The 15,942-nt window shown below is 27.3% G+C and carries 13 protein-coding genes; 1 reads left to right on the forward strand and 12 read right to left on the reverse strand.

Annotated elements, in window-relative coordinates; translation table 11 throughout:
• Positions 1-3 precede the first annotated feature (3 nt).
• From ASHG_RS05755 to ASHG_RS05765, 3 genes are all read right to left on the reverse strand, one after another.
• Positions 4-207, reverse strand: coding sequence for a helix-turn-helix transcriptional regulator (locus ASHG_RS05755; protein ID WP_040398120.1), 204 nt, complete (start codon positions 205-207; stop codon positions 4-6).
• An 805-nt stretch (positions 208-1,012) separates the two neighbouring features.
• Complete coding sequence (locus tag ASHG_RS05760; protein WP_040398122.1) at positions 1,013-2,167, reverse strand: iron-containing alcohol dehydrogenase; 1,155 nt, start codon at positions 2,165-2,167, stop codon at positions 1,013-1,015.
• Positions 2,168-2,605: 438 nt separating this feature from the next.
• Complete coding sequence (locus tag ASHG_RS05765; RefSeq protein ID WP_040398124.1) at positions 2,606-3,949, reverse strand: DUF3100 domain-containing protein; 1,344 nt, start codon at positions 3,947-3,949, stop codon at positions 2,606-2,608.
• Positions 3,950-4,472: 523 nt separating this feature from the next.
• Between ASHG_RS05765 and ASHG_RS05770 the strand changes: the two genes are divergently transcribed.
• Entirely contained in the window at positions 4,473-5,951 is a 1,479-nt protein-coding gene (locus tag ASHG_RS05770) for a nucleotide sugar dehydrogenase (RefSeq protein ID WP_040398126.1), read from the forward strand.
• Positions 5,952-6,960: 1,009 nt separating this feature from the next.
• Here the strand turns inward: ASHG_RS05770 and ASHG_RS05775 are convergent.
• The 9 genes from ASHG_RS05775 to ASHG_RS05815 all read right to left on the reverse strand — a co-directional run bounded on the left by ASHG_RS05775 (position 6,961) and on the right by ASHG_RS05815 (position 15,934).
• Positions 6,961-7,356, reverse strand: a complete 396-nt coding sequence (locus ASHG_RS05775) for an SH3 domain-containing protein (RefSeq protein ID WP_040398127.1) — start codon at positions 7,354-7,356, stop codon at positions 6,961-6,963.
• Entirely contained in the window at positions 7,353-8,144 is a 792-nt protein-coding gene (locus tag ASHG_RS09365) for a tyrosine-protein phosphatase (protein WP_040398128.1), read from the reverse strand. Before ASHG_RS09365 ends, ASHG_RS05775 begins: the two co-directional genes overlap by 4 nt.
• A complete protein-coding gene (locus tag ASHG_RS05785; protein WP_040398130.1) occupies positions 8,144-8,800 on the reverse strand; it encodes a CpsD/CapB family tyrosine-protein kinase in 657 nt (218 codons plus the stop codon). Before ASHG_RS05785 ends, ASHG_RS09365 begins: the two co-directional genes overlap by 1 nt.
• A 1-nt stretch (position 8,801) precedes the next feature.
• Positions 8,802-9,494 carry a YveK family protein gene (locus ASHG_RS05790; protein ID WP_040398132.1) on the reverse strand — a complete coding sequence of 231 codons (693 nt, stop codon included), beginning with the start codon at positions 9,492-9,494 and terminating at the stop codon, positions 8,802-8,804.
• A gap of 110 nt (positions 9,495-9,604) precedes the next feature.
• Entirely contained in the window at positions 9,605-11,125 is a 1,521-nt protein-coding gene (locus ASHG_RS05795) for an oligosaccharide flippase family protein (RefSeq protein ID WP_040398134.1), read from the reverse strand.
• Positions 11,126-11,155: 30 nt separating this feature from the next.
• A complete protein-coding gene (locus tag ASHG_RS05800; RefSeq protein WP_040398136.1) occupies positions 11,156-12,598 on the reverse strand; it encodes an O-antigen polysaccharide polymerase Wzy family protein in 1,443 nt (480 codons plus the stop codon).
• On the reverse strand, positions 12,598-13,827 hold the full coding sequence (locus tag ASHG_RS05805) for a glycosyltransferase (protein ID WP_040398137.1): 1,230 nt from the start codon (positions 13,825-13,827) through the stop codon (positions 12,598-12,600). Before ASHG_RS05805 ends, ASHG_RS05800 begins: the two co-directional genes overlap by 1 nt.
• A 70-nt stretch (positions 13,828-13,897) precedes the next feature.
• A complete protein-coding gene (locus ASHG_RS05810) occupies positions 13,898-14,929 on the reverse strand; it encodes a sugar-transfer associated ATP-grasp domain-containing protein (protein ID WP_040398138.1) in 1,032 nt (343 codons plus the stop codon).
• Between the two features lie 15 nt (positions 14,930-14,944).
• A complete protein-coding gene (locus ASHG_RS05815; RefSeq protein ID WP_040398140.1) occupies positions 14,945-15,934 on the reverse strand; it encodes an ornithine cyclodeaminase family protein in 990 nt (329 codons plus the stop codon).
• Positions 15,935-15,942 lie beyond the last annotated feature (8 nt).

Genomic DNA, 15,942 nt, shown 5'->3' on the forward strand with positions numbered 1-15,942 from the left:
TCCTTATTTAAAAATAAATACCTCTTTAATATCTTTATCTAAAACCTTGCAAATTTTGTAAGCTGTTTCTAAGGTCGGACTAATAGTGTTATTTTCATAAGCCATAATCGACCTTCTCTTAAGCCCAACCATTTTAGCAAGTTTATGCTGAGAAAGTCCTTTTTCTTTTCTAAATTCCCTAATTTTATTTTCAATTTCAACTTCCATACAAAAACCTTTGGTTACATTTCTAGTACATTTTTTTGTTACATTTATAGTACCATAAGTATAAATTTTTGTAAAAATTTAAAAAAATATTATTTTAATAGATAAAAACTTTAATTTCATTGATAAAGAAAATAAAATCCAAAAAACAAAAGAGATCTCTCGACACACTCAACTTCCTTTCGTTTGGTCGAGATGGATTTATACTCTATACTTTTATACTAAGAATAAGTTTAGGTCATATTTTAATAAACTATTGAATTTTACAAATTAAAATATCAAATTTAATTTTAATTTAAATAATCTTTTATAGGGATTTCCAACTTCCTTTAGTAATAAAAATAAGGACCAAGACAAAAAACCATCTCGAGTCCAGTCGAGAGATCTCTAATTTTATTTGTCTTGTCATTAAATAAATAATTGAAATTAATTCAATATAATAAAATTCAAGGAATAAGATATATTTCAATACAAAACTAATTAAAGAGATCTCTCCATGCACTCCACTTCGTTTCGCTTAGTCGAGATGGGGATTTGTCATGCTTATTTAATTGCTAAAGTTTATAATATTAAATATTAAAAAATTATATTATTTAAAAATATAATAAAATTTTCAGTAATTTCTTTAGTAATAAGAATAGCATAAGGCTAAACCCATCTCGACCCTGTGGAGAGATCTTCTTTATTATTTTCATCCTATTATTCACTCAATTCTTTAGAAAAAATTTAAAAAAATTAAATAAAAAACAGGAACTTTCGCTCCTGTTTTTGCTAATCGAATTATTTTTAGTTATATGGTTTTTTTATCTTAAAATTCTACTTTTTTGCCGTAATATGTAGCCTCGTAGATTTTCTTAATATCTTCTGGTGAAGTTTCTCTTGGATTTGTAAGTGTACAAGCATCTTTGAATGCATTTTCACTCATTTTATCCAAAACTTCTAAGAATTTATCTTCTTCTATTACAGTATTTTTACCATCTTTTATATTTGCTGTAAGTCCTACTGCATCATTTAATTTTCTAATTTCTTCAGCTATATCGTCAATTCCTAGAATTTTTTCTAGTTTTTCATATTTATCTGTTGCTTTTCTGTTGTAATCTATAATGTATGGAAGCATAATTGCATTTGCTTCTCCGTGAGTTAGGTGGAATATTCCTCCAATTTTGTGAGCCATTGAGTGAACTATTCCAAGTGAAGCATTTGAAAATGCCATTCCTGCAAGGGTTGATGCATCGTGCATTTTTTCTCTTGCATCCATATCATCTCCATTATCATATGCTTTTTTAAGATTTTCAAATACTAGTTCAATTGCTCTAATTGCAAGTGGTGATGTATAATCATCTGCTGCTGTTGAAACGAAAGCTTCAACTGCGTGTGTCATTACATCCATTCCTGTTTGAGCAGTAATTTTTGCTGGCATTTTGCTTGCGATAACTGGATCACAGATTGCTACATCTGGTACGAAATCAGGATGAACCAATGGATATTTTATTTCTTTTTCTGTATCAGTTATTACTGAAAAAGCTGTGATTTCTGATGCTGTTCCAGATGTTGAAGGAATACAAGCCATTTTTGCTTTTGTTCTAAGTGGTGGATTGTCAAAAGCTGCTAATTTTTCAAAACTATATCCTGGATGTTCATAGAAAATCCACATAGCCTTTGCCGCATCCATAGCACTTCCTCCACCAATTGGAATTATCCAATCAGGTTCAAATTCTTCCATTTTCTTTCCACCTTCAAGGCAAGTTTTTACTGATGGATCTGGTTCTACCCCATCAAGAATCATAACTTCCATTCCAGCTTCTTCTAGATATTTTTTAGCTTGATCCAAAAATCCAAATTTTTTCATAGAATGGCCGCCAGTTACAAGAACTGCTTTTTTGCCTTCTAAATTCTTAAGATACTCTAAACTGTCAACTCCATGAACAATAGTTCTTGGAATTGCAAAAGTATTAATTGTCATTTTCCCCTCCGTAAATTTCCCTTGTTAATCTTTTGTCATTTATATTATATGATATTGTAGATTAAAGTCAACATTATTTTTAATCTGCACTTATTTTTTGTTATTTAAATAACATTATTAGTTTTTATTATATTACTTTTTCTCGAAAAAACCTTAAATTTCTGCTTTTATAAAATTTCTTACATCTTAGTAAATTTGTAAGAAGAATATTTACTCGAAATTTTTGCATAAATCTTATTTTGATTTTTTAAAATGGATAAATTGAAAATAGAAAAATTATGGAAATATGTTAGAGAAAATTCTATGGAAAGTCATTACCCAATAAAAGGTAAGATTAATAATCAAAAAAAATTTTGATAGAAAAAATATAGAAATTTATGAAATTTAAAATTAAGAAAATAAAAAACCTCTCAAAATTTTGAAAGGTTTTTAAACTTATTAAACTGCACCCATTATTTTTAAAACAATATTTGAAATTATTGCAGATCCAATATAAGTTCCTAGTAGGGCACATATTGTTATTACTACAATTTTTAGACCTTGTTCTTTAAATGAGTCTAATTCTTTTGCTGAAGAAATTCCTGCGTATGCCAAAATTGGTGTACAAAGTGGCAATAAATCAAGATGAGTCATAGCTTCATTAAATGGTCCAGCAACTGGTGAGATTCCAGGAATTGATGCAAATGATGCTAAAAATGCTATATATAATATTGTTGGTAAATTTATATGAACTTTTTGAAGTAATAAATCTAAAATCAATCCAATTACTGTAATTCCAAATAACCAAAGCATTCCAACTAAAACATCTGCCATAGTAGAATCTGATCCCATTCTAATACTTGAAACGTAAAGGCCTGCTATAGAAATTACTGCTGTTATACACAAAACTCCTAAATATTTTGAAAGAGTTTTTCCAAAAGCTTCATTTGCTTCTTTTTCGTCTTTTTTCTCAATATGACGAGTTGGAGCAAGAGCTGCTTTTTCAGCTTCATATTTTTCTTTTCCTTTACAAACTTTATATAACCATTCTGCTATAGGAATTCCTAAGAAAAATGCAACATAAACTGTATCAACTGCTGATAAAACTTGACTTGTAGCACCATATCCCATTAAAGCTTGTTCTTTTTCAGGAAAAGCTTCAATAATTGGAGCTATAGCACCACTCATCATAGATGCAGATCCAGTTCCTGCAGCCATTGATAAAGATTCAGGACTAAACCAAGGAATATTTACAAAAATTGATGAAATTATAGAAAATACTATAGTTCCAAGAAGTGTTCCTGTAATGTATGAACCCATTACCCCACGACCTTCAGGAGAATCTAATCCATATAAATTTGCAACAATTCCAAGTCCTTCTTCTCTTGAGATTGAAAAACCAGAACCAATAGCTGTTCTATCCATTTTAAATACAAAAACTGCAACTGGAATAGAAATAAAAATTGTTCCAAGGTTACCAAATTCTTGTAAAATTAAAGCAGGACCTGCCTTAATAACTGTAGAAATGTTTGGTCCAATAGCTGTTGCCATGTAGGCAATCAAAAACAAACAAGAAATGCTGACATATTCACCAGCCCTTGCCATATCACGTTCTGAAATAGAACTAGAACTTAAAGTACGAGCTACAATAATTCCAATAATAAGTGCGTAGATCATTGGTAGAAGCTTAAATTTAACGATGCCAAAATCAAATGGAATAATTCCAATAGCCTCTGCCGCAATAACTACAAGTAAAATAATAAAATGTAGTCTCATATCCGTAAGAATACTTTTCTTTTTCATTTTTCCCTCCTTATGTAATATATCGAAAAGGCAAATGAAACAAACCTTTTCTTAAATTTGATTTGTTGCTTTCATATGTAAAAATCAAGCTTACAAATCATCCATGGAATAGACTATCATCAATTATGTTTTTTGTCAATAAAGTATAATGAGATATTTTTATCATTTTTTTATAAAAATACAATACTTTTGATTAATATTCTTTATGAATTTTAACTATTTTAAATAAATTAAGAAAATTTGATATATCTTCTATAAAAAATGTAAAATATTAGCGCTATTTATATATTTTTATTTAATTATGAAACTAGACTTATCTACTTATTTGAAACTAATTTCTATAAATCTTTAGATTAGTAATTAGATTAATATTTTTTAGCGAGCACTTTTTAAAAACTTTTTTGTATTTTAAAATAACATTTATTATATAATTTCTAAATAATTTTATATTTTGTTATTTAAAATTGACAAAAATCTTTAATCTTGGTATTATTAGCATATATTATATTATTATGGAGTTTGAATGAAAAAATTATCTATTGAAAAATTAGCTGATACTGTTACTAATAATAGAAAATTTAAAAAATATACTCAAAGAAATCTTTCTGATTTAACTGGCATCAATAGAACTATGATTAGTCGCATCGAATCTTGTGATTATGTGCCATCTATTGACCAACTTCAAGCTTTGGCTGAGGTTTTAGATTTTGAAATTGTAGATTTGTTTGAGGAGGAAGGTAAGAATAATTTTATGAAAAAATTTGATAAGAAATACAAAATTGCTGTTGCTGGAACTGGATATGTCGGTCTTTCTATTGCAACTTTACTATCTCAACACAATCATGTTACAGCTGTCGATATTATTAAGGAGAAGGTTGATTTAATTAATAATAGAAAATCCCCTATCCAAGATGAATATATTGAAAAATATCTTAGGGAAAAAGATCTTGATTTAACTGCAACTCTTGATGGAGAAAAAGCCTACAAAGATGCTGATTTTGTCGTTATTGCAGCTCCTACAAATTATGATTCTAAGAAAAACTTTTTTGATTGTTCTGCTGTTGAATCTGTTATAGAATTAGTTTTAAAAGTTAATCCATCAGCTACTATGATTATAAAATCTACTATTCCTGTAGGATACACTAAGTCTGTTAGGGAAAAATATGATACTAAAAACATTATTTTTTCTCCAGAATTTTTAAGGGAGTCTAAGGCCTTGTATGATAATCTTTATCCTTCTAGGATTATTGTTTCTTGTGATGATGAGAGTCGTGAAAGGGCTGAAATTTTTGCTTCTCTATTACAAGAAGGTGCTATTAAGGAAGATATTGATACTTTGTTTATGGGCTTTACTGAGGCTGAGGCTGTAAAGTTATTTGCTAATACTTATCTTGCCCTTAGGGTTTCTTATTTTAATGAGCTTGATACTTATGCTGAAAGCAAGGGCTTAAATACTGAAGAGATTATTAATGGTGTTTGCCTTGATCCAAGAATTGGTTCTCATTACAACAATCCTTCTTTTGGTTATGGTGGATATTGTCTTCCAAAAGATACCAAACAACTTCTTGCAAATTTTGATAAGGTTCCTCAAAATATGATTTCTGCTATTGTTGATGCTAATAGGACCAGGAAGGATTTTATTGCAGACCAAGTTTTAAATATTGCAGGATATTATTCTTACAATGAAGACGTCCAATATAAGCCTGAAAAAGAAAAAGAATGTGTGATTGGAGTTTACAGGTTAACAATGAAATCAAATTCTGACAACTTCCGTCAATCATCTATCCAAGGGGTTATGAAAAGAATAAAGGCAAAAGGTGCTACAGTTATAATTTACGAGCCAACCCTAAAAGACGGTCAAACTTTCTTTGGGTCAGAAGTTGTAAATAACTTAAATAAATTCAAAAAAATAAGCCAAGCAATCATTGCTAATAGGTATGATTCCTGCCTTGATGATGTAATTGATAAGGTTTATACTAGAGATATTTTTAAAAGAGATTAAAAAAAATCCCATCTCATATATTTTGAGATGGGATTTTTATTTAACCAGTAATAAACTTTTCAGAATACTTCTTGCACTATTTTTAGCTTTCTTTAGAAATGACATAAATTGCATAGATATATAAAGTCCAAGAAATAAGGAATATTTCAATATAAAATAAATGAAAGAGATCTCTCCATGCACTCCACTTCGTTACGATTAGTCGAGATGGGTAATACCTTTATTTAGTTTTTTACTGAAGAATTGATTTGATATATTATTGGTAGTTTAATCTAAAATATCAAATAATATTTAATAATAAGTCAAGAAATTTACTGAAATTACTAACTTTCTTTAGTAATAAAATAAAGACCAACACAAAACCCATCTCGAGCAGATAAATATGCCTTGATTTGGCATATTTATCCCTAAAACTAGTGTGAAAGCACGGAGGAATTTGCGAAGCAAATGGGTTTTAGTGTCGAGAGATCTCTGATTTACTTTATCTTATCATTAAATAAATGTTTGAAAATAAATCAATATAATAAAGCTCAAGGAATAAGGTAGATTTCAATACAAAACTAATTAAAGAGATCTCTCATGCACTCCACTTCGTTACGCTTAGTCGAGATGGGTCATATCTTTATTTAGTTTTTTACTGAAGAATTTATTTAAATATGTAATTTAATAATTTAATCTAAAAATATGAAATTTTATTTAATATTAATTTAAATAATTTTTTATTGGATTTCCAATTTCCTTTAGTAATAAGAAAAGTACAAACCTAAAACCCATCTCGTGCCGATAAATATGCCTTGATTTGGCATATTTATCCCTAAAACTAGTGTGAAAGCACGGAGGAATTTGCGAAGCATATGGGTTTTAGTGTCGAGAGATCTCTGATTTTATTTGTCTTGTCATTAAATAAATCCTTAGCAAAAACCACCACCCAAAATCACCTCAAAAATTTCTCATAAAAAAAGCTATCAGCAAATTTCTTGCCAATAGCCTATAATTTTATGAAATTGATTTATTTTTCCAAAAGGTCACTTTTTACATAACCTTCTTGCCCTTCATAGAAAATTCTTGACCACATTTCTCCATTTTCGTCTTCTTCTTCTGATAATAATTTTACTTGAGAATTTCCTGGGATTGAGGCTATTATGTTATCTTCGTTTGTACTTGGGCCTCTTCTTAGATTGATTGTGCTTTTTGTTCTCAAATATTTACTTTCTGTATTACTTTGTGTATTTTCTTCTACATTTGAATCCTCTTTTTCTTCAACTTCATTTGAAATATTATTTGAAGAGCTATCAAAAACTGTATCAATTTGTACATCTCTTTGTTCGTATTTCTCTTGCTTTTTTTCACATGAGCTTAAGGCAATAAGTAGAGCAAGAGAGCATAATATATATTTTACCTTCATTTTTTTCTCCAAAAATTAAATAAACTTTTTTTCTTACTTTTCTTTTTCACCTGTTCTTCTTCTCTTACAATCTCATCATATCCACTTGGTATAAATTCATCATTTATAATTTTTTGAGGATTAGTTTGGGTCAATTTTTCAAATTTTTCTCTACCAATTATCTCAATAATCTCATTTTTTTCATCTTCAATATTTGGACTTCTCCATTCAGATTGATGAGAATCCGTCCCAATAAAATGAACCATATTTTTTTCTAAAAGTTTTTTTGTAGTATGCTTGTGAGAATCTATAGATGAATAATTTATTTGGACAAGAGCTCCCATCTTTATAAATTCATACAAATATGAAATATCTTTTTCAACATATGGGTATCTTTCTGCATGAGCTATAATTGGAACATAACCTTCAAGAGAAAGATTATATATTAAATCTGTCAAAAAAAGTGGTTTATTAACAAATGAGAGCTCCAACAAAACATATCTTGAATTATTTAAAGTCAATAATTCTTTCTTATGAATTTTATCCAAAGTGTTTGGTTCAACGTGAATTTCATGTCCCGGGTGAATTTTAAAATCTAGATTTCTTTTTTTAATCTCATCATTTAAAATAGAAGATTTTTCCAAAATATCTTCTTTTTTTACCATATATCTTGACGGATCATAATGGCTTGTTGCAATAATTTCCTTAAAACCATTTGCCATAAAAAGCTCAACCATCTTCATTGATTCATCAATGGATCTAGATCCATCATCTACACCATAAATTATGTGGTTATGAATGTCAATCATTAATAATAACCCTTGTAAGTAGAATCTTTTAAATCTGCAAAAGTAAGAACAGCCCCCAAAACTTTTCCCTTCACTTTATTTAGATTTTCAAGAGCATGGGAAACTTCTTCTTTTTTGGTATCATTAGACTTGATTGCAAAAATCACCCCATCACAATAAGTAGAAACAATTGATGCATCAGTAAATAATCCCACTGGAGGAGTATCCAAAAATACATAATCAAATCTTTTTGAAAGTTCCTCAATTAATTCTTTAACATGATTAGATGCCAAAATTTCTGCAGGATTTGGAGGAACCGGACCTGAGAGCATAACAAAAAGATTTTCTTCGTATTGGTCTTTTATCAAAGCTCTATCAAGTTCGACTTTCCCAGTAATAACATTAGTAAGACCCATGTTAGTTTCAATTCCTGCAACTTTTCCAACCTTTGGCATTCTTAAATCAAAATCCAAAAGAGCAACAGAATTTCCATTTTCTGCAAAAGATTTGGCAATAGAATACAAAACAGTAGTCTTGCCCTCGCTTGGCTTAGAAGAAGTTATAGCAATAACTCTTTTTTTATTATCAATATCAGAAAATTGAATATTAGTCCTAACAGAACGAATAGCCTCATCAAAAATTGATGTAGAATTATAATAACTGTGTTTTTTTGCCATCTTACTCTCCTTTACTCTTATCAGGAACCATTCCAAGAACAGGAATATCAAAAGCCTCTTGGATATCATCAGTTGTCTTGAAAGTTGTGTCACTTAGTTCTTTAAATAAAGAAATAGCAACACCAATAATAAAACCTAAAATCAAACCAGCAGCAGTATTCTTTTTAATATTAGGTGAAGAAGCTTTCTCAGGCAAATTGGCCTTATCAAGAATTTGAACATTATCAACTTTCATAATCTTAGTTATAGAATCCTTAAAAACCATAGAAGTGGCATTAGCAATATCCCTACTTCTTTCAGGAACAGTATCAACAACTTTAACAGATATAATTTGAGTATCCTTTACAGGTTCAATAGAAACCTTTTGAGAAAACTCTCCATAATCCATATCAAGTTTTAAATTATTAATAACCTTATCAGCAACACCCTTACTCTTAACAATTTCAGAATAAGTAGAAACCAAAGCCCTATTAGCATTGATTTGATTAATATCCACATCCCCATCTTTTTGATTTTGTTCATTTTTAGAATTGCTAACAATCATAGTAGTAGTAGCTTCATACTTTGGTGTAATAACAAAAACAGAAGCTGCATAAGAAAGAGCTGCAAAAATAACAGCCAAACAAAGAATTGAAAAAAGATGCTGTCTTAACTTCTTAGCCAATTCCAATAAATCAATTTCTCTTTCATCCATTTATTTTCTCCTTTATATAAAATTATTTTTAAATTATTCAGAAATAAAAATTCTCTAACTCTTAGTTTATAATAAAATTTTGTTAAATTCAATGGTTTGTGATTTTACATTTACCTCTTTATTTTTCTTACTACTTCAAAAACCATATTTTTTTCTCCTTCATCCATAACAAAAAAGAACATGACGCTCACATAAACAAGTACATATAAAATGCCGTGTACCATAAATTTAAAATATATATTAGGAATATATATTTTTTTTATTATTATACCAGCTCCTACACTAATACATGAAAATACAATTATAGGTATAATCTTTTTCCAAAACAAGGCAATATCTAATTTAATTATTCTAGAATATACTAAATTCATCAAAATCCATGATGACGTAACTATAGAAATCGTGGTTGCAAATGCTGCCCCATACATACCAAATCGTTTCGCAAAAAGATAGGTTAAACCTACATTTATAATAGATGATGTAAATAGTATTACTGCTTTATACCAATTTTTGTTTTTTACTAGTAGTATAACATTCCCTGAACTTTGAATAAGATCTATAGAATAAGGAACCATTAGTAATAATGCAACTACATATGCACTTAAAAAATCCGGTCCTGCAATAATTATTATAAATTCTTTCCCAAATAGTATAACTCCTGTTAACATTAATAAAACTAAATACGCCTGATATCTTCCAATTTTAGAAAAGCTATTTGATAGTTCTACTGAACTATTTTCAGACTGATTTATCCTAGTTATCATTGGTACAATTACGCTTGTTATGACAACACCAGCACTAATAAATAATGAGTTAAACTGTGCTCCAATAGCATATTCTGCGACTATCCCTGTTCCATACATACTACCTAAAATTATTTGATCTGTTTTCCAAAATATCTGATCTGCTATTGATATAAGCAAGACGGAACTAGATAAACTAAAAATTCCTTTTATTAAATTAATATCTTTATAATGATACTTAACCTTAACTTTCAATCTATTTTTTGAATAATACATACATATGAACAAAGAAATAATATTTAAAAGTAATTGAATGATTACAATAGTTGATGCTCTAGGATACTCTTTTATAAGACATAAAACTGATATAGGCTGTAATATTGTAACTGCCAAATCCAATATTTTTCTAAATATAAACTTTTCGTGTGCCAAAATAGAAGCTGAATATATTGAGCTATTTAAATATACTAATATGTTTAAAATCATGATTTTAAACATAAACATAGACTCTTTAATTTCATTATCCGTTAGATTTGTTGAAAATGATGATTTAAAAGCATAAGATATTGGTATTGCTATTATTACTATAATTATAGAAATGAAAATAAAAATCCTCTTACTAATAGCAAGTGTATTTTCCATTTTTTTATAGTCTTCTTTTATTAAATATTCTGTATAATATTTCATCACTGATGCATTTATTGAAGAATACATTGTGGAAAAGTAGGCAATTATTGATCCTATTAATTGATATAAACCATATTCATTTTTACCAATCGTACTTAGTAAGAGTGGTATATATATTATTGATACAACTGCCGATACTATAGTATTTATTATACTAAGTATAACAGCTATTTTTTTTTCGTTATTATTTATTTTATTCATAAATTCTCCGTATCAAAATATAATAAATAACTAATCAACATTGATTTTTGAATTTTTAACAAATACATTTGTTAATATTTTTATCAATATTATCCCAAAAATAAATTCATTCTTTAAAAAAACACTTATGAACGAATCAGCGTTAGCACGTGGGATCATTAGTAAACTGCATAAGACAACCATAATCATTACTCTTTTAATGAAATTTTTAGAATTAAAATCAGAACATTTCTTTAATATGATACCGTATACTAAACTAAATATAAATATACCAATATATCCAAAGTCATGATATGCTTCTGCTATATAGCAAGTACCTAGTCCTCTTCCGTGTAAATATCCAAAAGGTAATACAATGTATGAAATAGCATGAGAAAATGAATTTCCTAATACCGCTCTTTCTACACTATTTCCTCTTAAAGATTCTATACCAAATATAAGGCTACTTAATGAGTTATATTTTAATTTTTCAATTAAAGTTCCAAAAGAATACATTTTATTTGGAATTCTATAATCATACATCTTTTCAAATCCTATAACACTAGAGCTCACTCCTTGTTTAACAAAGATATCTAAAAAGGATGAGGATTTATTTTGATCAAAAATAGTATTTTGAAACCTAACACTTCCAAGATAATCTAAAGCAAAAAGTATTATAGGTATCAACAGTAATATGAAAAATAGTAATCGTTTATTAATCCAGTTATCTTCACTCCTTTCATTATTACTTCTAAATATTGAGTAAATAAATATAACAGATAAGTTCACTACTAATATAGCTCTATTTCCAGTAAATAATGTTAATACACAGTATAAAACAAATAAAATCATCGGAGCTTTTACATCTTTTTTACTAGGTAGAGTTGATAAGTAAATAAAAAAGTAAATTCTACATCCATATATGAATAATCCTAACATATATGGAATTTTAATGACTTCATCAATATAAAGTTCTGTATAGCCAAGCTCCTTAACTTTGATTATTTTTAATATTTCTAATAAAATATATGGTATATATGATAAATAAAATAATAACAAGCTAATTTTCCCGACTAAATCTTCATTGATATTTTTCTCAAATTTAAAGTTTGTTTTAAATTTAATATTCAATGTAAAGTAACCTATCATTATTGCTATAAGTGATATAAATAATGAAAAATATATGTGATTAAGTATTTCACTATCAAATAAAACTACACCTTTTGTATAGTTAAAATATTCATAGACGAAATAAGAACCTAATAAAAACATAAAATAACAAAGTAAGAACATTATTAAAGGAATATTTTTTTTATAATTTCTTAGGCATAAAATCAACAATATATTAAAAACTAACATATTCATAAAAAATATACCATTAATATTTTTAAACATCGATAATAAGACAAATAAAATCAAAAAAATTGTAGATATAAGTATATATTTCAAACTATAATTTTTAATATTATCCTTTTGGCTGTTTATTGATTTCATTATAACTCCTTAATATGATCGATAAATTTACTATAATTTTCCGATAGTTTAAATTTTGATTCCCAGATTTTTCTTGAATTCATTTTATATACATTAAATTCTTCTTTATCCATTGATTTAAATTTTAATATAGAATTTTTTAAGTCGCTAATTGAAAAATCTTTATCTATTAATATTCCATTATAACCATCAACAACTGCCTCAGAAGTTCCTCCAACATTTGTTGCAATTATTGGTATACCAACAGACTCTGCCTCCATAATAGAAACAGGTAATCCTTCTGATTCACTTATATTAATAAATATAGAATATGGTTCTATACTTATTTCTCCTAAATATTCATCATTATCATAAAAACCTTTAAATTCAATGTTTATGTTAGAGCCACAATTTTTGATATATTTATTAATTTTTTCTAAATAATTAGAATCTCCATCTCCATAATGTATCCAGCTTATATCTGTATCTTTAATATTTTCAAGAGTTTTCGCTAACAAATGTAATCTTTTTATTTTAGCAATTCTAGAACAAGTAAGAATTACAAACTTTTTATTATTTATATTCTTGTTTATATTAATATCTTTTGTTCCAAGCCTGTGAAGAAATAATTTATTTTTTAATTCCTTTTTTGTATTGTAAAGATAATTCATACCATCATTTGAAATACAATATACTTCATTTATATTATTATATAAATAATTTCTATATGGTAGATAACACTCTTTATTCCTAAATTCAAAAATATCTTGAGCATGTGCTCTAGTAACCACTTTTGAATTTACATAAGTGTTCTTTAACTTACAACAAGCTAAACTAGAAAATCCAACCCTATATGTGTAAAATACTATTTTTTCTTTTTTATCTATTTTTAGTTCATCTAATTTTTTTGAAATTTTATTATTTACTAAAGATCCTTTTGCAACAAATAAGCTTAATCTTTTTAAAGAATCTATTGATAATTTCTTTTTCTTAATTAAATATTTAAATTCTTTAAAGAATTCTTTATTAAACAACCCTTTTAACAAGTACTTTATTCTATCAAAATTTGACCTATAAAATATATCTAATTCTCCAACTTGAATGTAATCTGGTATTTGTAAATGAGAATTGCTATAAACATGTCCTCTAACTGTAAATATTATTGTTTGATCTAAACTCTTGTAATATTTTATTTCTTCTTTTAAATATATCTCATCTTGCATAAAATCAGAAACTAAGACTAGTATCATTTTTTCACCCTTCATTGTATCTATACTCTAAATAATATTTCATAGTAAATAATATATCCAACTTTAATCACTATAATTTTTCAATTACTTCTTTATAATCTTCCCATCTACCAACTTGTTTTGGCATTTGAGTTATATCTGGATCTGATGAGCAATTTCCTTCTATTATTGAAACTTCTCCACTTTCCAAAATTGCAATATCCCAACCAACATACCTTACATCTTTAGATACTTTACTTGCTTTTATTACTGTATCTTTAACTTTATCCCAATAAGGAACTTCATATCCTAGTAATTTTTTGTTAGTTACAGGGTGGTACTCATATTTATTATTGCTTTTATCAATAGCAAGGCTTACAACTTCTCCACTATCAACATCCATTTTCATAGCTAAACCATGTTGATGGAAATTATCTGTAGATTTTTCTCCATTTCCCATTCTTAGTATAGCATCCATTATATGAACTACATCTTTATCTCTTATAGTTACAACCCTTATTGTATTAACTGATGATGGATTAAATTCTGCTAGACTTTTATCTTGAACTATAGCTTCTTCTAAGATAAATGATTTTCCTTTTATATTATTATAAAATTCTTTGAGATCTTTTATTTCTTTTGATTTATGTTTACTAATTCCATTTCCACCACTTCCAATATTTTGTTTTAGGAAGAAAGTTTCATGGTTTGCAATAAAAGAAACAAAATCTTCATACCTACTATTATCAATATCAAGCCAATCTCTTTTTAAAAATTCATTGAATTTATTATTAAATTTCAACTTGTCATCAAATATATCTATTTTTGTTGATTTATTACATTTTAATAATATTTTTTTCCATTTCCTCCCAACTATAAATTTATTTCTTTCTGAATAATTCTTTTTATAGAAGTTATATTGAAAATAATCATTTATTCCTGCACCTAGAACTATCACGCTTATCCAAAAATCAAAAAATATTTTTACGCTTTCTAACTTACTTGTTTTTCCTATAAACATATCTTTTAAAAGTTTATACTTATTTATATGATTTACAATATAAGCTTTTATGCCTTTTTCATTATTATATCCTGTTAATCTTATTTTTTCTTTGCTATCCAAAATATATCTCCAAATTTAGATTTCTAAAATATTACCAACTTCTTCTGATTTATCATAAACAAATTTAGCTAATAAAACATCTTCATAAGCCATACCTACAGAATTAAAATATATGAATCTATCTTTTTCATCCCTTCCGCCTTTTTTTTCTAAGATGATTTCTGATAATTCTGCATATATATTTTCATCATTTAATAATCCATCTTGATACATCTTACTAATAGTTTGGCTTCCCCTATGTTTTACAGCATCCCATTCATCGCATACAATTTTATCTGCTTTTAATGCAACATCATACTCATCTTCGAATCCACCCACATGAACATAAAAATTAGCTTTATCTAACCAGTCTGCTTTTAAAACAGCTTCTTGACCTGATATTGCAGTTACAACAATATCTGATCCTCTAATAGCTTTTTCAAAGTTATTATCACATATGGTAAAATTTATATCTTCATACTTTTTTGAAAGAGCTTCTACAAATTTCACGCATGATTTATGAGTCCTTGAAGAAACTCTACATTCTTTTATACTTGGATGCATATGTTTAAATACTTCTAAATGCATTTTAGCTTCTTCTCCAGCACCTATAAAACCAATAGCTTTACTATCTTTTTTTGCCAAATATTCTGATGCCAAAGCTGCTACTCCTGCTGTTCTGAATTTTGTAAGCCAAGTACTATTAACTATAGCAATTGGTTGTCCTGTTTTTATTTCAGATAAAAGTGTAATACCATTCACATTTTCAATATTTTTATTAGCATTTGTAGGAAATACAGAAACCCATTTGATACCACATACATTTTCATCCAATAGAGTAGAAGGCATACAATTAATCCTATTTTGTGATATAGGATCAAATATCTGAGAAGATTTTTCAGGTAAAATCACTCTATTTTTTCCTCTATGTATAAACGATTTTTTTATCTGATTAATTCCATCTGTCCAGTGATTTTGCATTATTTTTATAACTTGTTTCTCTGAAATAACTTTAACTTTTGTCACATTAAACC

It is taken from the genome of Anaerococcus senegalensis JC48 (genome assembly GCF_000321005.1).
Taxonomy (GTDB): domain Bacteria; phylum Bacillota; class Clostridia; order Tissierellales; family Peptoniphilaceae; genus Anaerococcus; species Anaerococcus senegalensis.

Excerpts from the sequence above, each read along its gene's own strand:
- ASHG_RS05755 (WP_040398120.1), bottom strand. The coding sequence starts at position 207 with ATGGAAGTTGAAATTGAAAATAAAATTAGGGAATTTAGAAAAGAAAAA.
- ASHG_RS05760 (WP_040398122.1), bottom strand. The coding sequence starts at position 2,167 with ATGACAATTAATACTTTTGCAATTCCAAGAACTATTGTTCATGGAGTT.
- ASHG_RS05765 (WP_040398124.1), bottom strand. The coding sequence starts at position 3,949 with ATGAAAAAGAAAAGTATTCTTACGGATATGAGACTACATTTTATTATT.
- ASHG_RS05770 (WP_040398126.1), top strand. The coding sequence starts at position 4,473 with ATGAAAAAATTATCTATTGAAAAATTAGCTGATACTGTTACTAATAAT.
- ASHG_RS05775 (WP_040398127.1), bottom strand. The coding sequence starts at position 7,356 with ATGAAGGTAAAATATATATTATGCTCTCTTGCTCTACTTATTGCCTTA.
- ASHG_RS09365 (WP_040398128.1), bottom strand. The coding sequence starts at position 8,144 with ATGATTGACATTCATAACCACATAATTTATGGTGTAGATGATGGATCT.
- ASHG_RS05785 (WP_040398130.1), bottom strand. The coding sequence starts at position 8,800 with ATGGCAAAAAAACACAGTTATTATAATTCTACATCAATTTTTGATGAG.
- ASHG_RS05790 (WP_040398132.1), bottom strand. The coding sequence starts at position 9,494 with ATGGATGAAAGAGAAATTGATTTATTGGAATTGGCTAAGAAGTTAAGA.
- ASHG_RS05795 (WP_040398134.1), bottom strand. The coding sequence starts at position 11,125 with ATGAATAAAATAAATAATAACGAAAAAAAAATAGCTGTTATACTTAGT.
- ASHG_RS05800 (WP_040398136.1), bottom strand. The coding sequence starts at position 12,598 with ATGAAATCAATAAACAGCCAAAAGGATAATATTAAAAATTATAGTTTG.
- ASHG_RS05805 (WP_040398137.1), bottom strand. The coding sequence starts at position 13,827 with ATGATACTAGTCTTAGTTTCTGATTTTATGCAAGATGAGATATATTTA.